A 21,828-nucleotide genomic window follows, 5' to 3' on the forward strand; every position below is an offset into this window, starting at 1 on the left:
ATTACATATCGCCAGTCCGTAAGGTCTGGCGGTAGTTTAATGAGAGCAGACAGAGCGACATGGTCGCAGAAACCGGGAACGACGGCCTTATCGGCCAGAAATCGGATTTGCGCGAACGCAGGGCCCGGCGGCAGCGCTCGGTGTTCTGGCGTCGCTTCTTTGCGCCCCTGCGCAAGTTTCTTGGCCAATATCTGTTCTCGAGTCTGACGCGCCGTATCCTGTTTCTCAATCTGGCGGCGCTGGCGGTTCTTGTTTCCGGCATTCTCTACATGAATCAGTTCCGTGAGGGGCTGATTGATGCAAAGATCGAAAGCCTGCTGACGCAAGGCAAGATCATTGCAGGCGCCATTTCGGCTTCGGCGACCATCGATACCAATTCTCTGATGATCGACCCGGAAAAGCTTCTGGAGCTTCAGGCCGGGCAAAGCCTGACGCCATCACCGGATTCGCCCGACAATTGGGAATTTCCGATCAATCCGGAAAAAGTTTCTCCCTTGCTGCGCCGGTTGATTTCGCCGACGAGCACGCGGGCGCGCATCTATGATCGCTACGCCAATATGTTGCTCGATTCGCGCGCACTCTATTCACCAAGCTTCCCTTCGGCGGGGCCTGTACTTCGCTACGACCTGCCGCCGATCGAGGAAGAGACGCCGACCATCTGGGAACGGGCCGGGACGTGGATTTCGCATCTGTTCTATGGTGGAGGCCTGCCGGTCTATCAGGAACAGCCGGGCGGTAACGGCCTTGCCTATCCGGAAATCGTCAAGGCGCTGGCCGGTTCGCCGCAAACAGCGCAGCGACGCAATGAAAAGGGCGAGCTGGTCGTCTCGGTTGCCGTCCCGATCCAGCGCTCGCGTGCAATATTGGGTGTACTCCTGCTCTCCACCGAAGGCGACGACATCGACAAGATCGTGCAGGGTGAACGCATGGCGGTTTTCCGCGTGTTCGGCGTCGTTTCTCTGGTCATGGTCATTCTGTCGCTTTTCCTCGCATCGACGATTGCAAGCCCGCTGCGCAAGCTTTCTGCTGCGGCAGACCGCGTTCGCCATGGTGTGAAGAGCCGTGTGGAAATTCCCGATTTCTCCGAACGTCAGGATGAGGTCGGCCATCTTTCCACGTCGATCCGCGAAATGACCGATTCGCTCTATACCCGTATCGAAGCCATCGAAAGCTTTGCCGCCGATGTCAGCCACGAGTTGAAGAACCCCCTCACCTCGCTGCGCAGCGCTGTCGAAACCCTGCCGCTCGCCAAGACCGAAGAATCGCGCAAGCGGCTTCTCGATATCATCCAGCATGACGTTCGCCGCCTCGACCGCCTGATTACCGATATTTCCGACGCTTCGCGTCTCGATGCGGAACTTGCGCGCGAACATATCGACCGCGTCGACATGAAGACGCTTCTGACCAATCTCGTAACGGCAGCGCGCGAAGTGCGGCGCAACAAGGTCGGAACGGAAATCGTCTTCGATACCGGCAAACTGCCTGCCGGAAAGAAGGGTTTCTATGTTGCCGGTCACGATCTGCGTCTCGGTCAGGTGGTGAGCAATCTGATTGAAAATGCCCGTTCTTTCGTGCCGGACGATACAGGCCGCATCGTCGTGTCGCTGAGTGGCGAAGGCAGTCGCTTGCGCGTGCTTGTCGAGGATAATGGTCCAGGCATTCCGATCGAGAATATCGAGCGCATTTTCGAGCGATTCTATACGGACCGTCCGGCCTCAGAGGCTTTCGGCCAGAATTCCGGTCTCGGCCTTTCGATCAGCCGCCAGATCATAGAAGCGCATGGCGGCACGCTGACTGCAGAGAATATTGTCGATCCGGCAAGGCCCGACCAGTTCAAGGGTGCGCGCTTCATCGTCGACCTGCCTGCAAGCCCATGACGCCTGAAGAGGAAAAAAGCGGGCTTCATGCGACCACGCTTCAGGTTCAAGGCCGCGGTGTCATGATCATGGGGCGTTCCGGCGCGGGCAAGACCGAACTTGCGCTGACACTTGTGGAAAGAGCCCTCCTTCGTGGAGAGGTGGCTTCACTGGTCGCTGACGACCGCACATTGCTTCATGTGGAAAGCGGCACGCTGATCGCCAGCGTTCCAGCCGCCCTTGCTGGTGGCGTGGAGATTCGCGGGGCGGGGCTTTTTAAGGTCGCTTTTGCGGAGGCCGTTCCGCTTTATCTCGTCGTCCGGCTTGTGGATCGTGACGAGGCCGAACGCTATCCAAGTGGTGAAATGTGGGAATTCGAGGGCATCTCACTGCCCCGACTTCTTTTGCCGGCTTTGTCGTCGAATGGCGATTCCAACGCGCTTTCACGGGCCATCGAAGCCACCTTGTTCTATGAAAAATGGCCCTCCTCCGAGGGCTGAAACAGGCTTCGTTACGAATCGGCTAATATTTCACAGCGCTGCGGCATTTTGCTTTTTTAGTGGCAGCGTGGAAATTTTTCACTTGCTATCAAGATTTGCGCTGCCAAGATGCACAACTCGCCGGCGCTTTTCCGGCGTGGTTTCAGTGCCATCTGACACTCTGGCGGGGTGATGCGGCGGGCACGCGACGGGAGCTTTTATAGTATGATCGGACTCGTGCTTGTCACGCACGGAAGGTTGGCCGAAGAGTTTTTGCATGCTGTTGAGCATGTAGTCGGGCCGCAAGACAATTTCGAGACCGTTTGCATCGGTGCCGAAGACGATATGGAACAGCGTCGGCGGGATATCGTTGATGCGGTGGAACGCGCCGATAATGGCAGCGGGGTCATCATCCTGACCGATATGTTCGGTGGTACACCGTCCAATCTCGCCATTTCCGTCATGAAGGAAGGCAAGGTCGAAGTCATCGCAGGTGTCAATCTGCCGATGCTTATCAAGCTGTCGAGCGTCCGCATCGGGGGCGACATCAAGACAGCCCTGCGTGAGGCGCAGGATGCGGGGCGCAAATATATTAATGTTGCGAGCCAGGTCCTGACAGGAAAGTAATTCATGCACTCCAGCGTGCCCGTTACCGGTGAATACGAACCCGAAACTGCAGTTTCCCGATCCTTCGAGATCGTCAACAAGCGCGGACTTCATGCCCGCGCTTCGGCCAAGTTCGTGCAACTGGTCGATGGTTACAATGCGCATGTCCGCGTGAGCAAGGACGGCATGACCGTTGGCGGCACGTCGATCATGGGGCTGATGATGCTCGCCGCGTCACCCGGCTGCTGCATCGACGTTAGTGCCTCCGGTGAACAGGCCGATGCCGTGTTGGAAGCCTTGCAGACACTCATCGCCGACAAGTTCGGCGAAGAATGCTGAAGAACAAGACTGTGGCCGCCGTGGGTGATCTCAACGATCCGGTGGCCGTTTTTGATGCAGGGATCGGCAGTTATGCTCTGGTTGAACTGATCAGGCGCAGCCAGCCGCAGCGCGACATCATCTATTTTGCTGATCGGGCCAGTTTCCCCTATGGCGCCAAAAGCCACGATCAGCTGCTTTCCATCATGCGCAGCACGATCCAATACCTCACAAGCCTTGGCGCTCAAACAATTGTCCTTGCTTCCAACGCGCCCTCGGTCATGGTCCTCGACACATTGAAAAGCGAGTTCGCCGTACCGGTTTACGGTGTGGCGCCGCCGGTACGCACTGCCCTTGCGATGAGCCACAGCGGCAAGGTTGCCGTTTTGGGGGTGCGTTCGATGATCGAGAGCGAAGAACTTGCATGTTTTGTCCGAACACAGGCCGATAACCCAGGCGATGTCGCTCTGATCAATGCGTCTGCGATGGTGGAGCTGGTGGAAAACGGCGCTTTTCTTCGGCAACCGGACGAGACCGCGCAAAAGGTCGCCGCATTCTGCGATGACATTGCTGCGAGCCACCCTCATATCGACACGCTGACACTTTCCAGCACCCATCTGCCATGGCTCAGACCGTTTTTCGAAACGGCCCGTCCCGGCTGGCAGTTTCTTGATCCGGCGGATGACGTGATCGCTGCACTCCCGCTACCCGAAGGCGGCTCCGGTCGCACAGTTGCCCTTGTCACGGAAAGCGAAACCTATCCCGTTGCCGAGTTTCGCCACATGCTCGAAATATTGCAGGTCGATCTTCCTTTGACGGTCATCGACCCCGTATTCGACAAACCTGCCTGATATGCACGTATAAAGATTTCTTTATATTGCGTTGTGCTTCTGGCTGTGATCTGCTAGTCAAGGCGGCAGCCGGAGCGCTTTCCCGTGTGGAAAGCCGCCCCATATTGGAATGCAATCCCGGCCGCTGATTACATCTTTATCGAGCTGGAACTGCCTTTTATTGGAGCAAGCGATGACCGCAAGCCAAGATTTTGTCGTCAAGGATCTTAGCCTGGCCGATTGGGGCCGCAAGGAACTCGATATCGCAGAAACCGAAATGCCGGGCCTGATGGCTGCCCGCGAGGAATTCGGCAAGTCGCAGCCGCTGAAGGGCGCACGCATTTCCGGATCGCTGCATATGACGATTCAGACCGCCGTTCTGATCGAAACCCTGCAGGCGCTGGGCGCTGAGGTCCGCTGGGCCTCCTGCAACATTTTCTCGACGCAGGATCATGCGGCTGCCGCGATTGCCGCAACCGGCACGCCGGTTTTCGCCATCAAGGGCGAAACGCTTGAAGAATACTGGACCTATACCGACCAGATCTTCCAGTGGCCGGACGGCGAACCGTCCAATATGATCCTCGACGATGGTGGTGACGCCACCATGTATATCCTCATCGGCGCGCGTGCCGAAGCAGGCGAGGACGTTCTGTCGAAACCCGGTTCGGAAGAAGAGGAAGTGCTTTTCGCGCAGATCAAGAAGCGTATGGCTGCAACGCCGGGCTTCTTCACGCGCCAGCGCGACGCCATCAAGGGCGTGACGGAAGAAACCACCACCGGCGTCAACCGTCTTTACCAGCTGCAGAAGAAGGGCCTCCTGCCCTTCCCGGCCATCAACGTCAATGACAGCGTCACCAAGTCGAAATTCGACAACAAGTACGGCTGCAAGGAATCGCTCGTTGACGGCATTCGTCGCGGCACCGATGTCATGATGGCTGGCAAGGTTGCCGTCGTGTGCGGTTATGGCGATGTCGGCAAAGGCTCTGCCCAGTCGCTCGCCGGCGCAGGCGCACGCGTGAAGGTTACCGAAGTCGATCCGATCTGCGCACTTCAGGCTGCAATGGATGGTTTCGAAGTCGTAACCCTCGACGATGCCGCTTCTACAGCCGATATCATCGTGACCACGACCGGCAACAAAGACGTGATCACCATCGACCATATGCGCAAGTTCAAGGACATGGCGATCGTCGGTAATATCGGTCACTTCGACAACGAAATTCAGGTGGCAGCACTCCGCAACCTGAAATGGACCAATGTGAAGCCGCAGGTCGATCTGATCGAATTCCCGGACGGCAAGCGCATCATCCTGCTTTCTGAAGGCCGCCTGCTCAATCTGGGCAATGCAACTGGCCATCCGAGCTTCGTCATGTCGGCTTCGTTCACCAATCAGGTTCTGGGCCAGATCGAGCTCTTTACCCGCACCGACGCCTACAAGAATGAAGTCTATGTGCTGCCGAAACATCTTGACGAGAAGGTCGCGCGCCTGCATCTCGACAAGCTCGGTGCCAAGCTGACTGTGCTTTCCGAGGAACAGGCTGCCTATATCGGCGTCACTCCACAGGGCCCGTTCAAGTCGGAACACTACAGGTATTAACCATACGTTAAGCATTGCACTACATGTTGAGGCCGGGCGGTTGACAAACTGCCCGGTCTTTCTTTTTGCGTGCAAGATGCTTCACGCGGATTCGCCGGAAGGGTATTGTGTAGGCGAATCAAGGTGTTTGAGCGGGTGTTTGCGTTGTGCGTTTTTTGCCGGTTGTGGCGGGAAGCGACAGGACGATTCATCCCCAGAATACCTCAAAACGCGATGACCATCGTGCACTGTGGCGGCGTGCGTATGGTCAGGCTTTGATGTGTATTGAAGTGTTTTAATACGGCCGGTCTGCCTTCGTGGCGGTTTTCATGGCCGGGTGGCGGAGAAAAGGACAACATGCCAGATTTCGGCGCAACGGGGATTTTGCGGAATGTTTCCGCAATCGTTACTGGCAGGCAATGGCTTCCTGCCGCCCATGTTGCAAAGCCGTTCGCATGGCTTGCTCCGAAAAAAGCCCTGATGAAGGCTTCCGTTTCTCTTTCGACGCTTTTCGCCGCCATGCCTGCCTTCGCACAGGGCGCGGAATCGGCGCGTATCGCCCTGCCCTTCGGCGGTGGCAGTATCGGCGCTTTCGAAGTCATCCAGTTTTCCATGTTCCTAGGTGTGATGGGCGCAGCGCTTCTTTCTGCGGGCTGGCTGATCCGCGAACGATCGCGCGTTGCCGCAGAAAACAAGGAACTGCGTTCCAAATTCGCCGACCTCAATCTGGTCGCCCAGCGCAATGAAGCGCTGCTTAACCTCAAGGATCAGCGCATCGTGGTCTGGGATGGCCATAGCACACGCGCTGAAGTCGTCGGACTGTTGCCAGACGATAGTGCGGCCCCGCAGGATCGCTCCACCTTTCTGGCATTTGGCCGCTGGTTGCGCCCGCAATCGGTCGTGGCGCTTGAGCGCGCCATTGGAATGCTGCGTGAACAGGCACGGTCTTTCGATCTCACGGTTGAAACTGTCAACGGCACTCTGCTCGACGTGCGCGGACGCACATCGGGCGGCTTTGCTGTTGCCCGGTTCCTCAGCCTGCAGGGCGTGCAGGCGGAACGCGCGGCACTGCAGGCGCAGAACCGTGAATTTTCCGAGCGTATCGAGCTTTTCCGGCGTCTTCTCGACCGGATCGACCAGCCGGTATGGACCCGCGACGCCGGTGGTCGCGTCGAATGGGTCAACGCCGCCTATGCGCAGGCAGTCGATATGGCGGATGCGAGCCAGGTCATTTCAGAAGGGCGCGAGCTTTTCGGCGCACAGGCGCGTCAGCGTCTGGAGCGTGATCGCTTTGCCGAGCCTGTCCTGCAGGACCAGCTGACGGCTGTGGTGCACGGTGACCGCCGCCTTTTCAACGTGACGGACGTAAGCGCGGAAACAGGTTCCATCGGCCTCGGTTTCGACCAGACCGAAGTACAGGCGGTGCGCGAAGAACTGAACCGCACCATGAAGAGCCACGCTGAAACGCTCGACCAGCTTTCGACTGCTGTGGCGATTTTCGATCCCGAGATGAAGCTGCAATTCTTCAATCAGGCTTTTGCCAAGCTTTGGTCACTTGATACGGCTTGGCTGGAATCGCAGCCGAGCAATACGCTGATCCTTGACCGCCTGCGTTCGGAAGGCAAACTTCCAGAGCAGCCGGAATGGCGCAAATGGAAGGATTCGGTGCTTTCTGCCTATCGCGCAGTCGAGCCGCAGGAACATATGTGGCATCTGCCGGATACGCGGACGATGCGCGTCGTCGCCAATCCGCATCCGCAAGGCGGTGTGACCTGGTTCTTCGAGAACATGACCGAGAAGTTCGAGCTCGAAGGCCGTTACAACACGCTCATCAAGGTGCAGGGTGAAACGCTCGACCATCTGGCGGAAGCCGTGGCGGTGTTCGGCTCTGATGGCCGCATCCGGCTTTCCAACCCGTCCTTCGCCGATCTTTGGGCGCTGCCGATGCCGCTCATTGTCGAAGGCACGCATATTTCGTCGATTGCCAAGATTTGCGGCGAGCGCGGCGGCAACGGATTGTGGGATGATTTCGTCTCCACCGTCACTGGCTTTCTCGATACGCGTGACGGGCGCATGGGACAGGTGGAGCTGGACGACGGCACCATTCTTTCCTTTGCCGTGGTGCCACTGCCGAAGGGCCAGACCATGCTGACCTTCATCGACGTCACCGACACCGTGCGCGTCGAACGGGCGCTCAAGGAAAAGAACGAGGCGCTGGAACTGGCCGACCAGATCAAGAACGATTTCGTCCAGCACGTTTCCTACGAACTGCGTTCGCCACTCACAAACATCATCGGCTTTACCGAGCTGTTGCAGACACCGACTTTCGGGTCGCTCAACGAGCGCCAGATCGAATATCTCGACCATATCAGCACGTCGTCATCGGTCTTGCTGACCATCGTCAATGATATTCTTGATCTCGCAACGGTCGATGCAGGCATCATGGAATTGGAGGTCGGTGAGGTTTCCGTCGTGGAAGCGATTTCCGCTGCCGCCTCCCGTGTCGGCGAGCGTATGCGCGACCACGATATCGGGCTCGACATCGACATTGCCGACGACGTGGATGTATTCAAGGCCGATGCAAACCGCGTCCGTCAGGTACTTTTCAACCTCCTGTCCAACGCCACCAACTATGCGCCGGAAGGCTCCAGCATCCAGCTGCAGGTGGCGCGCGAGGGGTCGGAAGTGGTCTTTGCCGTCCACGATGACGGTCCCGGCATGCCCGGAGAAGTGCTCGACACGGTTTTCAAACGCTTCCAGTCCTATCCGAATGGAGGTCGCCGTCGTGGTGCCGGCCTCGGACTTGCCATCGTCAAGAGCTTTGTCGAGCTGCATGGCGGGTCGGTCGATATCGATACGGGTTCCGGTCGTGGAACAACGGTCATTTGCCGTTTTCCGTCGGAAACACGTAGCTTCCGCGTCGCTGCCGAATAAGGTAAAGGGTGCCCATGAGCGCCTCACAATCCAGTATCAGCTATTTCTTGCCCGACGAAGCTGCAACACAGCGTTTCGGCGAGGATTTCGCCCTCGCCCTGCAGAAGGGCGATCTTGTCACGCTTTCCGGCGATCTGGGGGCGGGAAAATCCTCGCTTGCCCGCGCTATCATCCGGGCAATTGCTGATGATGAGGGGCTGGATGTCCCAAGCCCGACTTTCACGCTGGTACAAAGTTACGAGACTTTGCGCATTCCTGTTGCCCATGCCGATCTTTACCGTATTTCACACGGCGAAGAACTGGATGAGTTGGGGTTGCCGGAGTTCCTGGAAGATGGCGTGGTGCTGGCCGAATGGCCGGAGCAGGGCGACAGTTTCCTGCCCGAACCGTCGTTTGCCGTCACGCTGAGCCATGAAGGAGCAGGGCGGCGTATTACCGTGTCGGGACCAGCGGCTGCGATCCAGCGGCTGGAACGCTGTCGGATGATCCGCGCATTTCTTGAAAAAAACGACCGGGGAGAGTCCACGCGTCGTTATTTCCAGGGAGATGCTGGTCCACGTAGATATGAACTCATCACAAGTGCCTCTGATGGTGTGGAAGTTCTCATGAACGCGCCAGCGATGCCCTATGATCCGCCACTACGTAATGGCAAGTCCTATCGCCAGCTTGCCCATATTGCAGAGAATATTCAGGCTTTTGTGGCAATTGATGGCTTGCTTGCAAAACATGGTTTTCGCGTGCCGCAAATGCGTGCGGTAGATATTGATGCAGGGCTTTTGATCCTCGAGAATCTCGGAACCGTAGGTGTGCGGGCATCGTCCGGTGAACCTGTCGCCGAACGCTATGAGGCCGCCGGACGCTTTCTGGCGCATCTGCATGGTGTTTCCTGGCCAGACCATGCACCTGTGGCGGGGCATCCCGACCACATCATCGCCGGTTTCGACCGCGATGCGATGATGATCGAGGTCAGCCTGATCGGCCAGTGGTACGCGCCGCGCATGATGGGAAGGCAACTTACAGACGCAGAAAAGCAAGCTTACGAAGCCGCATGGGACCACGTGATCGCCGACATTGCCGATGTTGAGAAGAGCCTGCTCTTGCGCGACTATCATTCGCCCAACCTGTTCTGGTTTCCAGAAGCGGAAGGCAAGGACAAGATCGGCGTCATCGATTTTCAGGATGCGATGATTGGACCGGCAGCCTATGACGTGGCTTCGCTGGCCCTCGATGCGCGCGTGACGATTTCGCCGGAGCTGGAACAGGCTGTGGTCGCTGCCTATTGCGATGAGCGTTGTGCGCTCGGACATGCGTTCGACGAGGCTTTGTTCCGCAAGGCCTATGCGGCCATGGGCGCACAGCGTAACGCCAAGCTGCTCGGTCTTTTCGTGCGGCTCGATGAGCGTGATGGTAAGCCGGATTATCTAAAACATCTGCCACGCATTCATGACTATCTCGGCCGTGTGCTGAAGCATTCGGTCATGGCGCCAGTGGCGGCGTGGTTTGAGGAATTGGGATTGATGCAGCAGGAAGAGGCCGCGCAATGAGAATGCCTGAAATGGTCCCGAAGACGGCTATGGTTCTTGCCGCCGGACTTGGCAAGCGCATGCGTCCCATCACCGAAACCATTCCTAAACCGCTGGTCAAGGTGGCGGGCAAGCCCTTGATCGACTGGGGGCTCGATGCGGCGGCGCAGGCGGGCATTGGCATCGCAATCGTCAATGTGCACTATTTAGCCGGCCAACTGGAAGCGCATCTTCGTGACCGCAACGATCTTGAGATCGTGATTTCGGACGAACGCGAAATGCTGCTCGATTCCGCTGGCGGCATCGTGAAGGCGCTGCCGATACTCGGAACAGAACCGTTTGTCATATTGAATGCCGACACATTCTGGGTCGGCGACGAGAAAGCTCCTAATCTGTTGGCGCTCGCTGACGCTTGGGATGCCGACCGAATGGATATTCTCCTGATGACGGCACGTCTCGATCAGGAAACGGGTTATGAAGGCAAGGGTGATTTCGTTGCCGACGAAAACGGGCATCTGCACCGCGCACGGGACATCTCCGGCGAGCCGGTGATCTATGCGGGAGCAGGGATCATCCATCCTCGTATCTTCGCTGGCGCGGAGCCCGGTGTGTCCTCACTCAACCGCTATTTCGACGAAGCGATTGCAGCCGGTCGCCTTTATGGTATGCCAATGACCGGACATTGGCTGACCGTCGGAACGCCGGACGCGATCGGCGAGGCGGAGGCAGCGCTTACCGCATTTGCATGAGGAGGTAGAACGCATGAGCGCACGACAACCCAGAGATGGGAAACAGCGCCTGTTTTCAGTTCCTCCCGGCACGCCCTTTTTGCCCGCCTTTGCCAAGGCGCTTCTGGAAGGGCGGCTGGTCGAAGGTTTCCCCGGTAATCCATCCGATCCGCTGGCATTGGCCAATGCCACCATCTATGTGCCCACGCGTCGCGCAGCGCGCGCATTGCGGTCCATTTTGGTCGATATGAATCCGGCTAAAGAATTTCCAGAAAAAGCGGGAACCGGTATTGCGTCCGGAAATGCGTCGCAAAAAAAGAGCGCTATTTTGCCGACAATAAAGCCGCTCGGCGATGTGGATGAAGATGCAGCTTTCTTCAATGCAGGCTCGTCGGGCGTCTTCGATATCAATCCACCGATCGGTACAGCGGAGCGGCTTCTGCTTCTGGCGCGATTGATCCGTCCTTGGCGGGAATCGCTGCCTTCGCATGTGCGCGCCCTTTTCGGTGTTGACGACGTTTCCGTTCCGGCAACGACTGCCGATGCGATCTGGCTCGCCCGCGATCTGGCAGGGCTGATGGATCAGGTCGAAACTGATGGGGCTAAATGGAGCGAGCTTGCTGGAATTGCTCCGGAAGACCTTGCCGACTGGTGGCAGGTCACGCTCGGCTTTCTCAACATCGTCACCAATCTCTGGCCGGATATTCTGGCGGAACGCAGGCTTTCGAATCCCGCTGCGCATCGCAACGATCTCATCTGGAGCGAAGTGAAGCGGCTGCGCGCCCATCCGCCTGCCGGGCCGGTTATCGTTGCTGGTTCCACCGGTTCCATACCGGCGACGGCGGAACTGATTTCCGCCATTGCGGACTTGCCGAATGGCGCGGTGGTGCTGCCCGGGCTGGATCGCGATCTGGATGATGCAGCCTGGCAGATGCTGGCATCGGCAACCGATAATCCGTCGACCTTCGGTCATCCGCAATTCGGTTTGCGCAAGCTTCTCGATGCAATGCAGACATTGCGTGCGGATGTGGAACATCTGGACGATATGCCTGCCTCGAAACGCCTGCGCGAACGGGTGGTCAGTGAAGCGCTTCGTCCGGCGGAAACGACCGATGCGTGGGGACAGCTTGCACGCGATCCCGATATGCAGCCGAAAGCCTTGCAGGAAGCAGCGCAGACGATCGATCTGATTGAAACCGCGAATGAGCGGGAAGAAGCGCTTACTGTGGCTCTCGTCCTGCGCGACGCGATCAATGATGAAGGCAGAACAGCCGCGCTTGTTACGGCAGACCGCAATCTGGCGCGGCGCGTGGTGGGTGAACTTGCCCGTTTCGGCATCGACGCCGATGATTCCGGCGGGCGGCATCTGCGTGATGTCGAGACCACGACATTGCTACGGCTGCTGGTCGAGACCGTCTTCAACCCGGGCGACCCGGTTGCGTTGCTGGCGCTGGTCAAGCATCCGCTGCTACGGCTGGAAGCTCCCCGCATCGAGCGACGCCTTGCTGCCGAAACCCTGGAACTCATCGCCTTTCGCGGTGGCACGGGCCGCGCATCCGTGCTCGATCTTCCTGCATTTTTCGACCGGCGGCTGGAGGAAAGTGCCGGCCAGCCATGGCAACCGGCATGGCACGACACGGTCACACCGGACATGATCGCCGCTGCCCGAAATCTTTGCGAAAGCCTATCGAACGCGGTGGCACCATTGGCGCCTTTCGTTATCGCTGGACGCAGGACCGAGATCGGTGAAATCGCGCGGGCCACGGTGGAGGCGCTGGAAAATCTTGCTCGGAATGAAAAGGCCAGCATCGCGCCTTTCTATTCCGGTGAACGTGGCGAGCAGCTTGCCATCTTTTTGCGTGGTCTGGTTTCGAACGAAGCCGGGCTCGATTTTGAAGCGTCGGAATGGCCAGCCGTACTGGATGCCCTGATGGCGGGTGAGACGGTGAAGCCGCATCCGGGCGGTCATCCGCGCCTCTTCATCTGGGGTGCGCTGGAAGCGCGCCTGCAAACCATGGACACGGTGGTTATCGGTGGCCTCAACGAGGGGAGCTGGCCCGCACGCACCCGCAACGACCCATTCATGTCACGCCCCATGAAGTCGATGATCGCGCTCGATCCGCCCGAACGCCGCACCGGCCTTGCCGCCCACGATTTCCAGATGGCGCTCGGCATGGACCATGTCGTGCTGACGCGCTCGCAGCGTTCCGACAATGCCCCGACCGTGCCATCGCGCTGGCTTCAACGACTTGAAACAGTGCTGGGTGCGGATGTGACCGCCGAAATGCGCAAGCGCGGGGCTCGATTCATCCAGTGGTCGCGCGAAATCGATCGTGACGAAGATGTGCCTTTCGTGAAGAGACCGCAGCCTGCGCCGCCGGTCCTAGCGCGCCCGAAGCATTTTTCGGTAACGGAAATCGAAACGTTGCGCCGCGATCCCTATGCGATCTTCGCCAAGAAGATATTGAAGCTGCGGCCGCTGGAACCCTTGATCCGCGACCCGGCTGCCGCCGAACGCGGCACTTTGTTCCACGATATTCTGGGCCATTTTACGCAGGAGGCAATCGATCCGCTGGCGCCCGACGCTGCAGAGCGGTTGATGGAGTTGGGGCGCATCCTCTTTGCCGATATGGATCTGCCGACGGAAATAGAGGCCGTTTGGTGGCCACGCTTCACCGCGCTCATTCCGCAGTTTCTGGCTTGGGAACGCGAGCGCGCCTACAATGTCCAGACCCGCTTTGCGGAGATTTCATCCGATAAACGTGAAGTCGAAGGGCTTGGCATTACGCTTTCCGGTCGTGCTGACCGCATCGATCTGATGCGTGACGGGACAGCGGAAATCATCGATTACAAGACCGGATCGACACCATCGCCCAAACAGGCGCATGTGCTGCTGTCGCCGCAGCTGGCGCTGGAAGCCGCACTTCTGGTGCGCGGCGCGTTTCGGGAACTTGGTTCGGTCCGTGCATCCGATCTGACCTATGTGCGTCTCAAGGCGGGCGGCGAGGTGAAGCCGGAATCGATCCTCAAGATCGGACGACCGCCATCGGAAAAAACTGCACCGGCTCTCGGCGAGGAATCCTGGCAGCGACTGGCGCAATTGCTCGTCGAATATCAAAAACCGGAAAAAGGCTACCTGTCACGCGCATTGCCGTTTCGCGAGACGGACCTGACAGGCGATTACGATCATCTGGCGCGAGTACTGGAATGGTCTGCCGGGGGCGATGCTGGCGGGGAGGGCGGTGAATGAAAAAGGCACCCATTATCCCCGAAGAAACGCTACGGGCACAGAGCAACGCGGCAAATCCGGCGGCTTCTGTCTGGGTGTCCGCCAATGCGGGTTCCGGCAAGACCCATGTTCTGACCGAACGTGTTATCCGCCTGCTGCTGGAGGGTACTGATCCTTCCAAGATTCTCTGCCTTACCTACACCAAGGCGGCTGCGGCGGTGATGCAGAACCGCGTGTTCATGCGGCTTTCAGAATGGGCTGTCCTGCCTGACGAAGAACTCGTCGAACGTCTGAAGTCGCTGGAAGGCCGCAGACCGAACGATGCTCGTCTTGCAGCAGCGCGACGGCTGTTCGCGCGTGCGCTCGAAACACCGGGCGGACTTAAAATCCAGACCATCCATGCTTTCTGCGAAGCGATCCTGCACCAGTTCCCGCTTGAGGCGAACATTGCCGGTCATTTCGAGATGATGGATGATTTGATGCAGGCAGCCCTTGTCGGCGAAGCACGGCGCCAACTGCTCGAAACCGCGCATGGCGGCGGCGATATTGATCTCGCAGCGGCCTTTGCTGATGTTCTGCAGGCATCGGGCGAGATGGGGCTTCAATCGCTTCTGGATGAGGCCGTAAACAGGCGCAATGGCCTGCAGACCTATATCGCCGAACTGGGCGTAACGGCGCATCGCAGCGAAGCTCTGCACCGGGCTTTCCGCTTCGACCCGCGAACCAGCGAAGATGACCTCGTCGCAGATCTCTGGCCGATACCGGAGTTTTCCGACGATGCGCTCGACCTCATCATGTCGATCCAGAAAGGCGCGTCGCGCGCGCAGGATTTTGCGCTGCAGCTTCGGCGTTTCGAAAAGGTGACGAGCCAGCGTGACCGCGAGGCCGTGTTGCGCGCAGCTTTCCTGAAAAGTACGGGCGAGCCGAAATCCGGTTCCTATGTTGGCTCGGCGGCGGTCAAGAAACTTCTGCCGGATTTCGAAGAGGATTTTGACGCGGCAGCCGCGCGTGTCGAACAGGGTCTCGACCGGCTGAAGGAATTGCGTCTGGTGCGGCTCAATCTGGCCGCGCTGACGCTGATCGACAATCTGCTGCAACGCTATCACGACCTGAAGCGTCAGCGCGGCCTGCTCGATTTCGAGGATCTCATTACCCGGACCGTGGCGCTGCTCGCCCGCAACGGGGCAGGGCAGTGGGTTCAGTACAAGCTCGATCGCGGCATCGACCATATTCTGGTCGACGAGGCGCAAGACACCAGCCCCGACCAGTGGCAGGTGATCCGCATGCTGTCGGAAGAGTTTTTCTCCGGCGTCGGCCAACGCAATATCAGCCGCACGCTTTTTGCTGTCGGCGATGAAAAACAGTCGATCTATTCGTTCCAGGGCGCGGTGCCGGAGGATTTCGCGGCGCAGGGGCGGTCCGTCAGTCTTCGCGCCGGAGATGCGGAGCTGAAATTCGAGCGCGTCAGCCTCAATTTCTCGTTCCGATCCGCGCCCGACGTCCTGCAGGCTGTAGACGAGGTTTTTGCGAGAGCCGAGGCCAATCGAGGCCTTGCAGGCGCAACGGTACATGAAGCCATTCGCTCCGATGCGCCGGGCGAGGTGGAAATCTGGGATATGCTGACGCCGGAAGTGGTGGAAGAGCCGGACGACTGGCGCGAGCCGGTCGATCATCTGGCAGCACCTGCTGTCCGGCTGGCGGATCAGATCGCAGCCACTATTCGCCACTGGCTGGATCGCGGCGAACCTATTCCGGGCCAGAACCGGCGGATCATGCCGCGTGACATCATGGTTCTGGTGCGAAAGCGCGACCAGTTCATGCCTGCTTTGTCGCGGGCGCTGAAAAACCTGTCCGTTCCTGTAGCAGGTGCAGACCGCTTGCGGCTCACCAGCCATATCGCCATTCAAGACCTGATGGCACTCGGTCGTTTCGTGCTTCAGCCTTCGGACGATCTTTCGCTGGCATCGGTATTGAAAAGCCCGTTATTCGGCTGGGATGACGACCGGCTGTTCGAGCTTGCCTATCCGCGCGGTTCAAGCCTCACGCTGTTCGAGCGGCTTTATCAGGTCTCGCGCGGCGATGCTGCACTGGCCGAGGTGCACAAGACCTTGAGCCGCTGGCGCAATATGGCCGACACGATGCCGGTGTTCGAATTCTATGCACGGATATTGAGTGCGGACGGTGCGCGGCGAAAACTACTGGCGAGGTTGGGGCCGGAGGCGGGCGATATCATCGACGAATTCCAGAATTATGCGCTTTCCGCCGAGCGTGCCGGTCTGCCCGGCCTGCAAGCCTTCCTTGAAACGCTGGAAGCGGCATCGCCGGAAATCAAGCGTGAACTCGATCAGGGGCGCAATGAAGTGCGCATCATGACTGTCCATGCCGCCAAGGGGCTGGAAGGGGCGGTGGTGTTTCTTGTTGATCCGGGAAGCGCGGTCTGGACTGGCAGTCGTGCGCCAAAGCTCATTCCTTTTGACTTTTCGAATGATAGTCCGTCGGTGAAAGGCTATCTCTGGCAACCGAATGCCGGATACCAGACCGGCTTCACGACCGCTCAGATCGAGGAGCTGAAAACGCGGGCGGAGGAAGAATATCGCCGCCTGCTCTATGTCGGCATGACGCGTGCCGAAGACCGGCTCATCATCTGCGGCTATCGCGGCACGCGTGAAAGCGGCGAAACATGGCATCGCCTTGTCGAGGATGCGTTGGCCACCAAGGCCGAGACATTCGTGCACCCCGTGCTGAATGTTGCCGCAAGACGTTATCGCAACACACCGCGCGGCATGGTCGAGATTGCCGAGCAGGATAGAACCGAAGATCATGCACTGCCATCATTTCCAGATGAATATAGAGAGCCGATAAAGCCGGAAATCGGACTGCCGCGACCGCTGGCGCCGTCCGGCGCTTCTGCGCTGATCGAAGCGGATGAAGAACCGCCGCTCGATACGTTTTCGCCCGTTCTGGGACCGGGCAATGGGACGCCAGCCTTTGCGTTGCGACGCGGCACGGCGATCCATATGCTGCTGCAATATCTGCCGGATGTCCCACAGGATGGGCGTGAAACGCTGGCACGCGACTATCTTGGGCGGATTGCTGCCGACTGGCCGGAAACGGAGCGCCAGATTGCCTGGCAAAGCGTCAGGACCATTCTGGACGATGCCACCTATGCACCGGTCTTTGCGGAAGGCTCGCGCGGGGAAGTTGCCATCATGGGCACGATTGAGCTTGGCGGGCGCGATCATGCCGTGTCCGGTCAGATCGACCGCATCAGTGTTGGCGAGGATTGTGTCCTGATCGTCGACTACAAGACCAATCGACCGCCACCGAAAACCATCGAGGCGGTTCCTTTCGCCTATCGGGCGCAGCTTGCGCTTTATCGCGAGTTGCTGGCCCCGCTCTATCCGGGGCGGATTGTCGAAACGGCGCTTCTGTTCACCGAAGGTCCGTTTTTGATGCCGCTGCCGGATGTGGTTCTGGACGAAGCGCTGCAGTCTCTGAAAGACTCTCAAGGAAAGGTGACGAACCAGAACTTGACGGATGGCAGCAGACGCGCCACATGATATAGCGAATGAAGAGCGGATCGTGTTGTGAGTCTGAAAAGATGTCTGCCGTTCTTGGTGAGAAAAGAGGATAGCCCTATGGCAACCGTTAAGGTCGATAACAGCAATTTTCAGTCGGACGTTCTTCAGTCGAGCGAGCCTGTCGTGGTGGATTTCTGGGCGGAATGGTGCGGTCCCTGCAAGATGATCGCGCCGGCTCTGGACGAAATCGCGACCGAAATGGCCGGTCAGGTCAAGATCGCCAAGGTTAATATCGACGAAAACCCGGAACTGGCTGCCCAGTTCGGCGTGCGTTCGATCCCGACGCTTCTGATGTTCAAGGACGGTGAACTCGCCGCCAATATGGTCGGCGCTGCTCCGAAGAGCCGCCTTGCCGACTGGATCAAGGCTTCAGCTGCATAATAACAGCATCATAAAAATGCAAAACCCGGCCTTCGAGCCGGGTTTTTGTTTGGAGCATTTCCAGCAAAAGTGTGAAGCGGTTTTTGCGCAGGATAATGCGACGAAATAAATACTTGGAGCGGTTCCAGCGACTCTGTTTTACTGGAACCGTTCTAGAATTTGCCGTTAGGCGGGTGGTGTGCCGTTCTCTCTCAAAACTTCACCCGCAAGGTAAAGCGAACCGCCAATCAGGATACGCGGTGGCGCTTCATCCGGGGGCCACGTGCCACGCAGAAGTTTCAACGCGTTGGCAACCGAATGCACAGGCTCTGCCGACAGGTTGGCTTTCTGGGCCGCGACCGCCAGCTCATCATTCGGGATACCCGCATCGCTGGACGGAACAGGCACGGTGAAAACATGCCGTGCCATACCGGCAAAGGCTTCGAAATAGCCGACCGGGTCCTTGGTGTTGATCATGCCGGTGATGAGGAACAGCGGGCGCTCGTTACGCTCTTCAAGATCGCCGAGTGCCTCCGCGATGACTGCGCCGGCGCCCGGGTTATGACCGCCATCAAGCCAGATTTCGGAGGCCGCCGGGGCCAAATCCACGAGCGCACCATGGGTCAGCCGCTGCATACGTGCTGGCCAGTCCACCACCATCAAAGCCTTTTCGACGGCTTTGTCGGTCAGGCTGAAACCAGCCATCTGCACCGCCTCGATTGCCGCTGCGGCATTGGAAATCTGATGGCGTCCGGGCAAGCGCGGCAATGGCAGGTCGATCAGACCGTCCTCGTTCTGGAACACCATGCGACCATGTTCCTCGAAGGCGAGGAAATCCTGCCCGTAGACCGAAACCGGACAGCCAAGACGATCGGCAGTCGAGACGAGAACTTCCCGCGCTGCATCGAAAGGCTGGAAACCGACAACGACCGGACAATCCTTCTTGATGATACCGGCTTTCTCGGCGGCAATCAGCTCCACGCGGTCGCCAAGATAGGCCTGATGGTCGATGGAAACCGGCATGATGAGCGAGACGGCAGGCTCGGCAATGACATTGGTGGCGTCGAAACGTCCACCAAGGCCGACTTCCATAACGACGACATCCGCCGGATGCTCGGAAAAGAGTACGAAAGCCACAGCCGTCAGGATTTCGAAAACGGTGATGTGCTGGCCGCCATTGGCTGCCGCAACGCGCTCTATGGCGTCGGCCAGAACATCGTCGCTGACCAGCCTGCCGCCGCCGGGCGCCGCCAGACGGTAGCGCTCATGCCAGTGGACGAGGTGCGGCGAAGTATGGACGTGAACGTCGAAGCCGCCCGCTTCCAGAAGCGCGCGGCAGAAAGCCGTCGCCGATCCCTTGCCGTTGGTTCCGGCAATATGGATGACCGGCGGCAATTTCAGATGCGGATTGCCGAGCTTTTCCAGAAGACCGCGGATGCGGTCTAATGAAAGATCGAAGCCTTTTGGATGCAACTGCATAAGCCGCTCGATTGCGGCGGCGGCTTTTTCTGTCACGATCAGGCTGCCTTGTCGGTTGCTTCCGTCTTTTCGTGTTCCGGCACGTCGCTATTGCCCGGCTGCCTGGTCATGATCTTGAGAAGGCGCGCAATCGTGTCCTTCAGTTCAAGACGCGAGACGACCATGTCGACCATACCGTGTTCCATGAGATAGTCGGCGCTCTGGAAGCCTTCCGGCAGCTTTTCACGGATCGTCTGTTCGATGACGCGTGGTCCGGCAAAGCCGATCAGTGCGCCGGGTTCGGCAATGTGGATATCGCCCAGCATGGCGTAGGAAGCCGTCACGCCGCCCGTAGTCGGATTGGTCAGAACGACGATATAGGGCAGGCCAGCTTCTTTCAACATTTCCACAGCAACCGTGGTGCGCGGGAGCTGCATGAGCGACAGGATGCCCTCCTGCATGCGTGCACCGCCCGAGGCCGCGAACAGAACCAGCGGACGCTTCAGCTCAATGGCCTTTTCAAAGCCCTGAATGATCGCTTCGCCGGCTCCCATGCCGAGCGAACCGCCCATGAAGCCGAAATCCTGAACGGTGGCGACAATCGGCAGGCCGTCAATGGTGCCGAGGCCGTTGACGATAGCGTCATCCATGCCTGTGCGGGTGCGATAATCCTTGAGACGATCGATATATTTCTTCTCGTCGCGGAATTTCAGCGGATCGATCGGCACTTTCGGAGCGTCAAGCGTGGTGTATTCGCCATTGTCGAAGAAGAAACGCAGACGATCCTTCGCCTTGATGCGCATGTGATGACCCGAGGACGGGATCACAAACTGGTTGCTCTCAAGGTCCTTGTGAAACACCATTTCACCGGTCGACGGATCCTTGATCCAGAGGTTTTCCGGCATTTCACGACGGCCGAGCATCGAATTGATCTTCGGACGGACGTAGTTGGTGATCCAGTTCATGACGTTTGCTTCCGTTTCTTGTTCTTCGGCAAAGAGCTTCAGCCGCTTAGCACTTTTAAGATGTGCACTAAATGGACGATTTATTGGGCGGCTTCAAGGCGTGTGGCACGCACACTCTCCGCAAGGGCGTGGACAAGTCTGGTTGCAGCGGCGACAGGATCGCCCTTCGCCTTGCCGTTTTCGTCCAGTTCACCGGCAATCGCGTTGACAATCGCCGTGCCGACGACGACGCCATCGGCATGGGTGGCGATGGCTGCTGCCTGCCCCGGCGTCTTGACGCCGAAACCGACACAGATCGGCAGATCGGTGCTCTTCTTGATGTGACGCACAGCTTCACCGACCTTTGCCGTATCGGCAATGGCCGAACCGGTGATGCCGTTCATCGAGACGTAATAGACGAAGCCCGATGAATTATGCAGCACCTTCGGCAAGCGCTTGTCGTCCGTGGTCGGCGTGGTGAGGCGGATAAAATTGATACCCGCCTTCATGGCCGGAATGCAGAGTTCGGCATCCATTTCGGAGGGAAGATCGACGATGATCAGCCCGTCCACGCCGGAAGCCTTGGCATCGGCCAGAAAGCGTTCCACGCCGTAAATATAGATCGGGTTATAATAGCCCATCATGACGATCGGGGTCGTGTCGTCTTCCTTGCGGAATTCTGCTGCCATGTGCAACGTCTTGGCAAGCGTCTGACCGGCGTTGAGGGCGCGCAGGCCAGCGGCCTGAATGGCGGGTCCGTCTGCCATCGGATCGGAGAAGGGCATACCGAGTTCGATCACGTCGGCACCAGCCTTTGGCAAGGCCTTCATCACCTTGAGCGAGGTTTCCAGATCGGGATCGCCACCCATGAAATAGGTAACGAGTGCCGGACGGCCCTCGGCCTTCAGTTCAGCGAATTTGGTGTCGATGCGAGTAGTCATACCGTGCCCCGTGGCAAAGTGCGTGCCAGATAGTCGGCAACGGGCTTGCCCGCCATTGCCGTTTCCATCCATGCACGCCGTTCAAAGTCTATAATTCCGAGTTCCCACACGCAGGCCATCAGCAGCGGCTGTGCGGGCATGAAGTCCACCTCGTCGCCGAGTTCCGACTGCCAGAGGATTTCCGTAGCGATGCCGCCCTCCAGCCACCAGTGCAGCAGCAGCCAGAGGCCCTCCTCGCCCTGATGAAGAACGGCGAAACCGACGCCCAGATGCGGCAATGCGGTGAGCTTTTCAGCGGCAGTTTCGATCTGTCTGCGGGCGAGGCCGACAGCAGCCTCCGCGACAGGATTGGCCGGATCGGCTTCGATGATGTTGAGCTTGATCGTCGCCGGACCGCACGTCGTCAGGCCGTCGAACCATGCGGCACGCGGCTTGTAGGCGGAGATTTCGGCGACGTCATTACCCATG

General features: G+C 58.7%; 16 protein-coding genes. 12 read left to right on the top strand and 4 right to left on the bottom strand.

The annotated features are described in order from the left end of the window. The first annotated feature begins 59 nt into the window (after positions 1-59). The 12 genes from LJ361_RS22420 (at position 60) to trxA (ending at position 18,038) form a co-directional block, all read left to right on the top strand. Positions 60-1,877: a stimulus-sensing domain-containing protein gene (locus LJ361_RS22420; protein WP_010657678.1), complete on the top strand. Its 1,818-nt coding sequence runs from the start codon at positions 60-62 to the stop codon at positions 1,875-1,877. Continuing rightward, entirely contained in the window at positions 1,874-2,356 is a 483-nt protein-coding gene (locus LJ361_RS22425) for an HPr kinase/phosphorylase (RefSeq protein WP_010657679.1), read from the top strand. Before LJ361_RS22420 ends, LJ361_RS22425 begins: the two co-directional genes overlap by 4 nt. 204 nt (positions 2,357-2,560) lie before the next feature. Next, on the top strand, positions 2,561-2,962 hold the full coding sequence (locus LJ361_RS22430; protein ID WP_006472522.1) for a PTS sugar transporter subunit IIA: 402 nt from the start codon (positions 2,561-2,563) through the stop codon (positions 2,960-2,962). Positions 2,963-2,965: 3 nt separating this feature from the next. Continuing rightward, positions 2,966-3,280, top strand: a complete 315-nt coding sequence (locus LJ361_RS22435) for an HPr family phosphocarrier protein (protein ID WP_010657680.1) — start codon at positions 2,966-2,968, stop codon at positions 3,278-3,280. Continuing rightward, positions 3,274-4,110 carry a glutamate racemase gene (locus tag LJ361_RS22440; protein WP_010657681.1) on the top strand — a complete coding sequence of 279 codons (837 nt, stop codon included), beginning with the start codon at positions 3,274-3,276 and terminating at the stop codon, positions 4,108-4,110. Before LJ361_RS22435 ends, LJ361_RS22440 begins: the two co-directional genes overlap by 7 nt. Before the next feature lie 172 nt (positions 4,111-4,282). Further along, positions 4,283-5,683, top strand: a complete 1,401-nt coding sequence (gene ahcY / locus LJ361_RS22445; RefSeq protein WP_010657682.1) for an adenosylhomocysteinase — start codon at positions 4,283-4,285, stop codon at positions 5,681-5,683. Between the two features lie 459 nt (positions 5,684-6,142). After that, on the top strand, positions 6,143-8,596 hold the full coding sequence (locus LJ361_RS22450; protein WP_226622508.1) for a PAS-domain containing protein: 2,454 nt from the start codon (positions 6,143-6,145) through the stop codon (positions 8,594-8,596). Between the two features lie 14 nt (positions 8,597-8,610). Further along, the gene (locus LJ361_RS22455) at positions 8,611-10,140 is read left to right on the top strand and encodes a bifunctional tRNA (adenosine(37)-N6)-threonylcarbamoyltransferase complex ATPase subunit type 1 TsaE/phosphotransferase (protein WP_010657684.1); all 1,530 of its coding nucleotides are present in this window, start codon (positions 8,611-8,613) and stop codon (positions 10,138-10,140) included. Next, entirely contained in the window at positions 10,137-10,868 is a 732-nt protein-coding gene (locus LJ361_RS22460; protein WP_010657685.1) for a nucleotidyltransferase family protein, read from the top strand. Before LJ361_RS22455 ends, LJ361_RS22460 begins: the two co-directional genes overlap by 4 nt. A 13-nt stretch (positions 10,869-10,881) precedes the next feature. After that, positions 10,882-14,097 (top strand): double-strand break repair protein AddB, encoded by a 3,216-nt coding sequence (gene addB, locus LJ361_RS22465; RefSeq protein ID WP_010657686.1) that lies wholly within the window; start codon positions 10,882-10,884, stop codon positions 14,095-14,097. Further along, positions 14,094-17,636, top strand: coding sequence for a double-strand break repair helicase AddA (addA, locus tag LJ361_RS22470; RefSeq protein ID WP_264812312.1), 3,543 nt, complete (start codon positions 14,094-14,096; stop codon positions 17,634-17,636). Before addB ends, addA begins: the two co-directional genes overlap by 4 nt. A gap of 78 nt (positions 17,637-17,714) precedes the next feature. Beyond that, positions 17,715-18,038, top strand: coding sequence for a thioredoxin (gene trxA, locus LJ361_RS22475; protein WP_006473274.1), 324 nt, complete (start codon positions 17,715-17,717; stop codon positions 18,036-18,038). A 165-nt stretch (positions 18,039-18,203) separates the two neighbouring features. On the opposite strand, the gene LJ361_RS22480 is transcribed toward trxA, so the two are convergent. From LJ361_RS22480 to LJ361_RS22495, 4 genes are all read right to left on the bottom strand, one after another. Next, complete coding sequence (locus tag LJ361_RS22480; RefSeq protein ID WP_029375814.1) at positions 18,204-19,496, bottom strand: bifunctional folylpolyglutamate synthase/dihydrofolate synthase; 1,293 nt, start codon at positions 19,494-19,496, stop codon at positions 18,204-18,206. Positions 19,497-19,534: 38 nt separating this feature from the next. After that, positions 19,535-20,440 (bottom strand): acetyl-CoA carboxylase, carboxyltransferase subunit beta, encoded by a 906-nt coding sequence (accD, locus tag LJ361_RS22485; protein WP_010657689.1) that lies wholly within the window; start codon positions 20,438-20,440, stop codon positions 19,535-19,537. An 80-nt stretch (positions 20,441-20,520) separates the two neighbouring features. Continuing rightward, positions 20,521-21,360, bottom strand: a complete 840-nt coding sequence (gene trpA / locus LJ361_RS22490) for a tryptophan synthase subunit alpha (protein ID WP_010657690.1) — start codon at positions 21,358-21,360, stop codon at positions 20,521-20,523. Continuing rightward, positions 21,357-21,827 (bottom strand): hypothetical protein, encoded by a 471-nt coding sequence (locus tag LJ361_RS22495; protein ID WP_010657691.1) that lies wholly within the window; start codon positions 21,825-21,827, stop codon positions 21,357-21,359. The genes trpA and LJ361_RS22495 overlap by 4 nt, the downstream gene beginning before the upstream one ends. Position 21,828 lies beyond the last annotated feature (1 nt).

This window comes from Brucella sp. JSBI001, from assembly GCF_026014005.1.
Classification (GTDB): domain Bacteria; phylum Pseudomonadota; class Alphaproteobacteria; order Rhizobiales; family Rhizobiaceae; genus Brucella; species Brucella anthropi.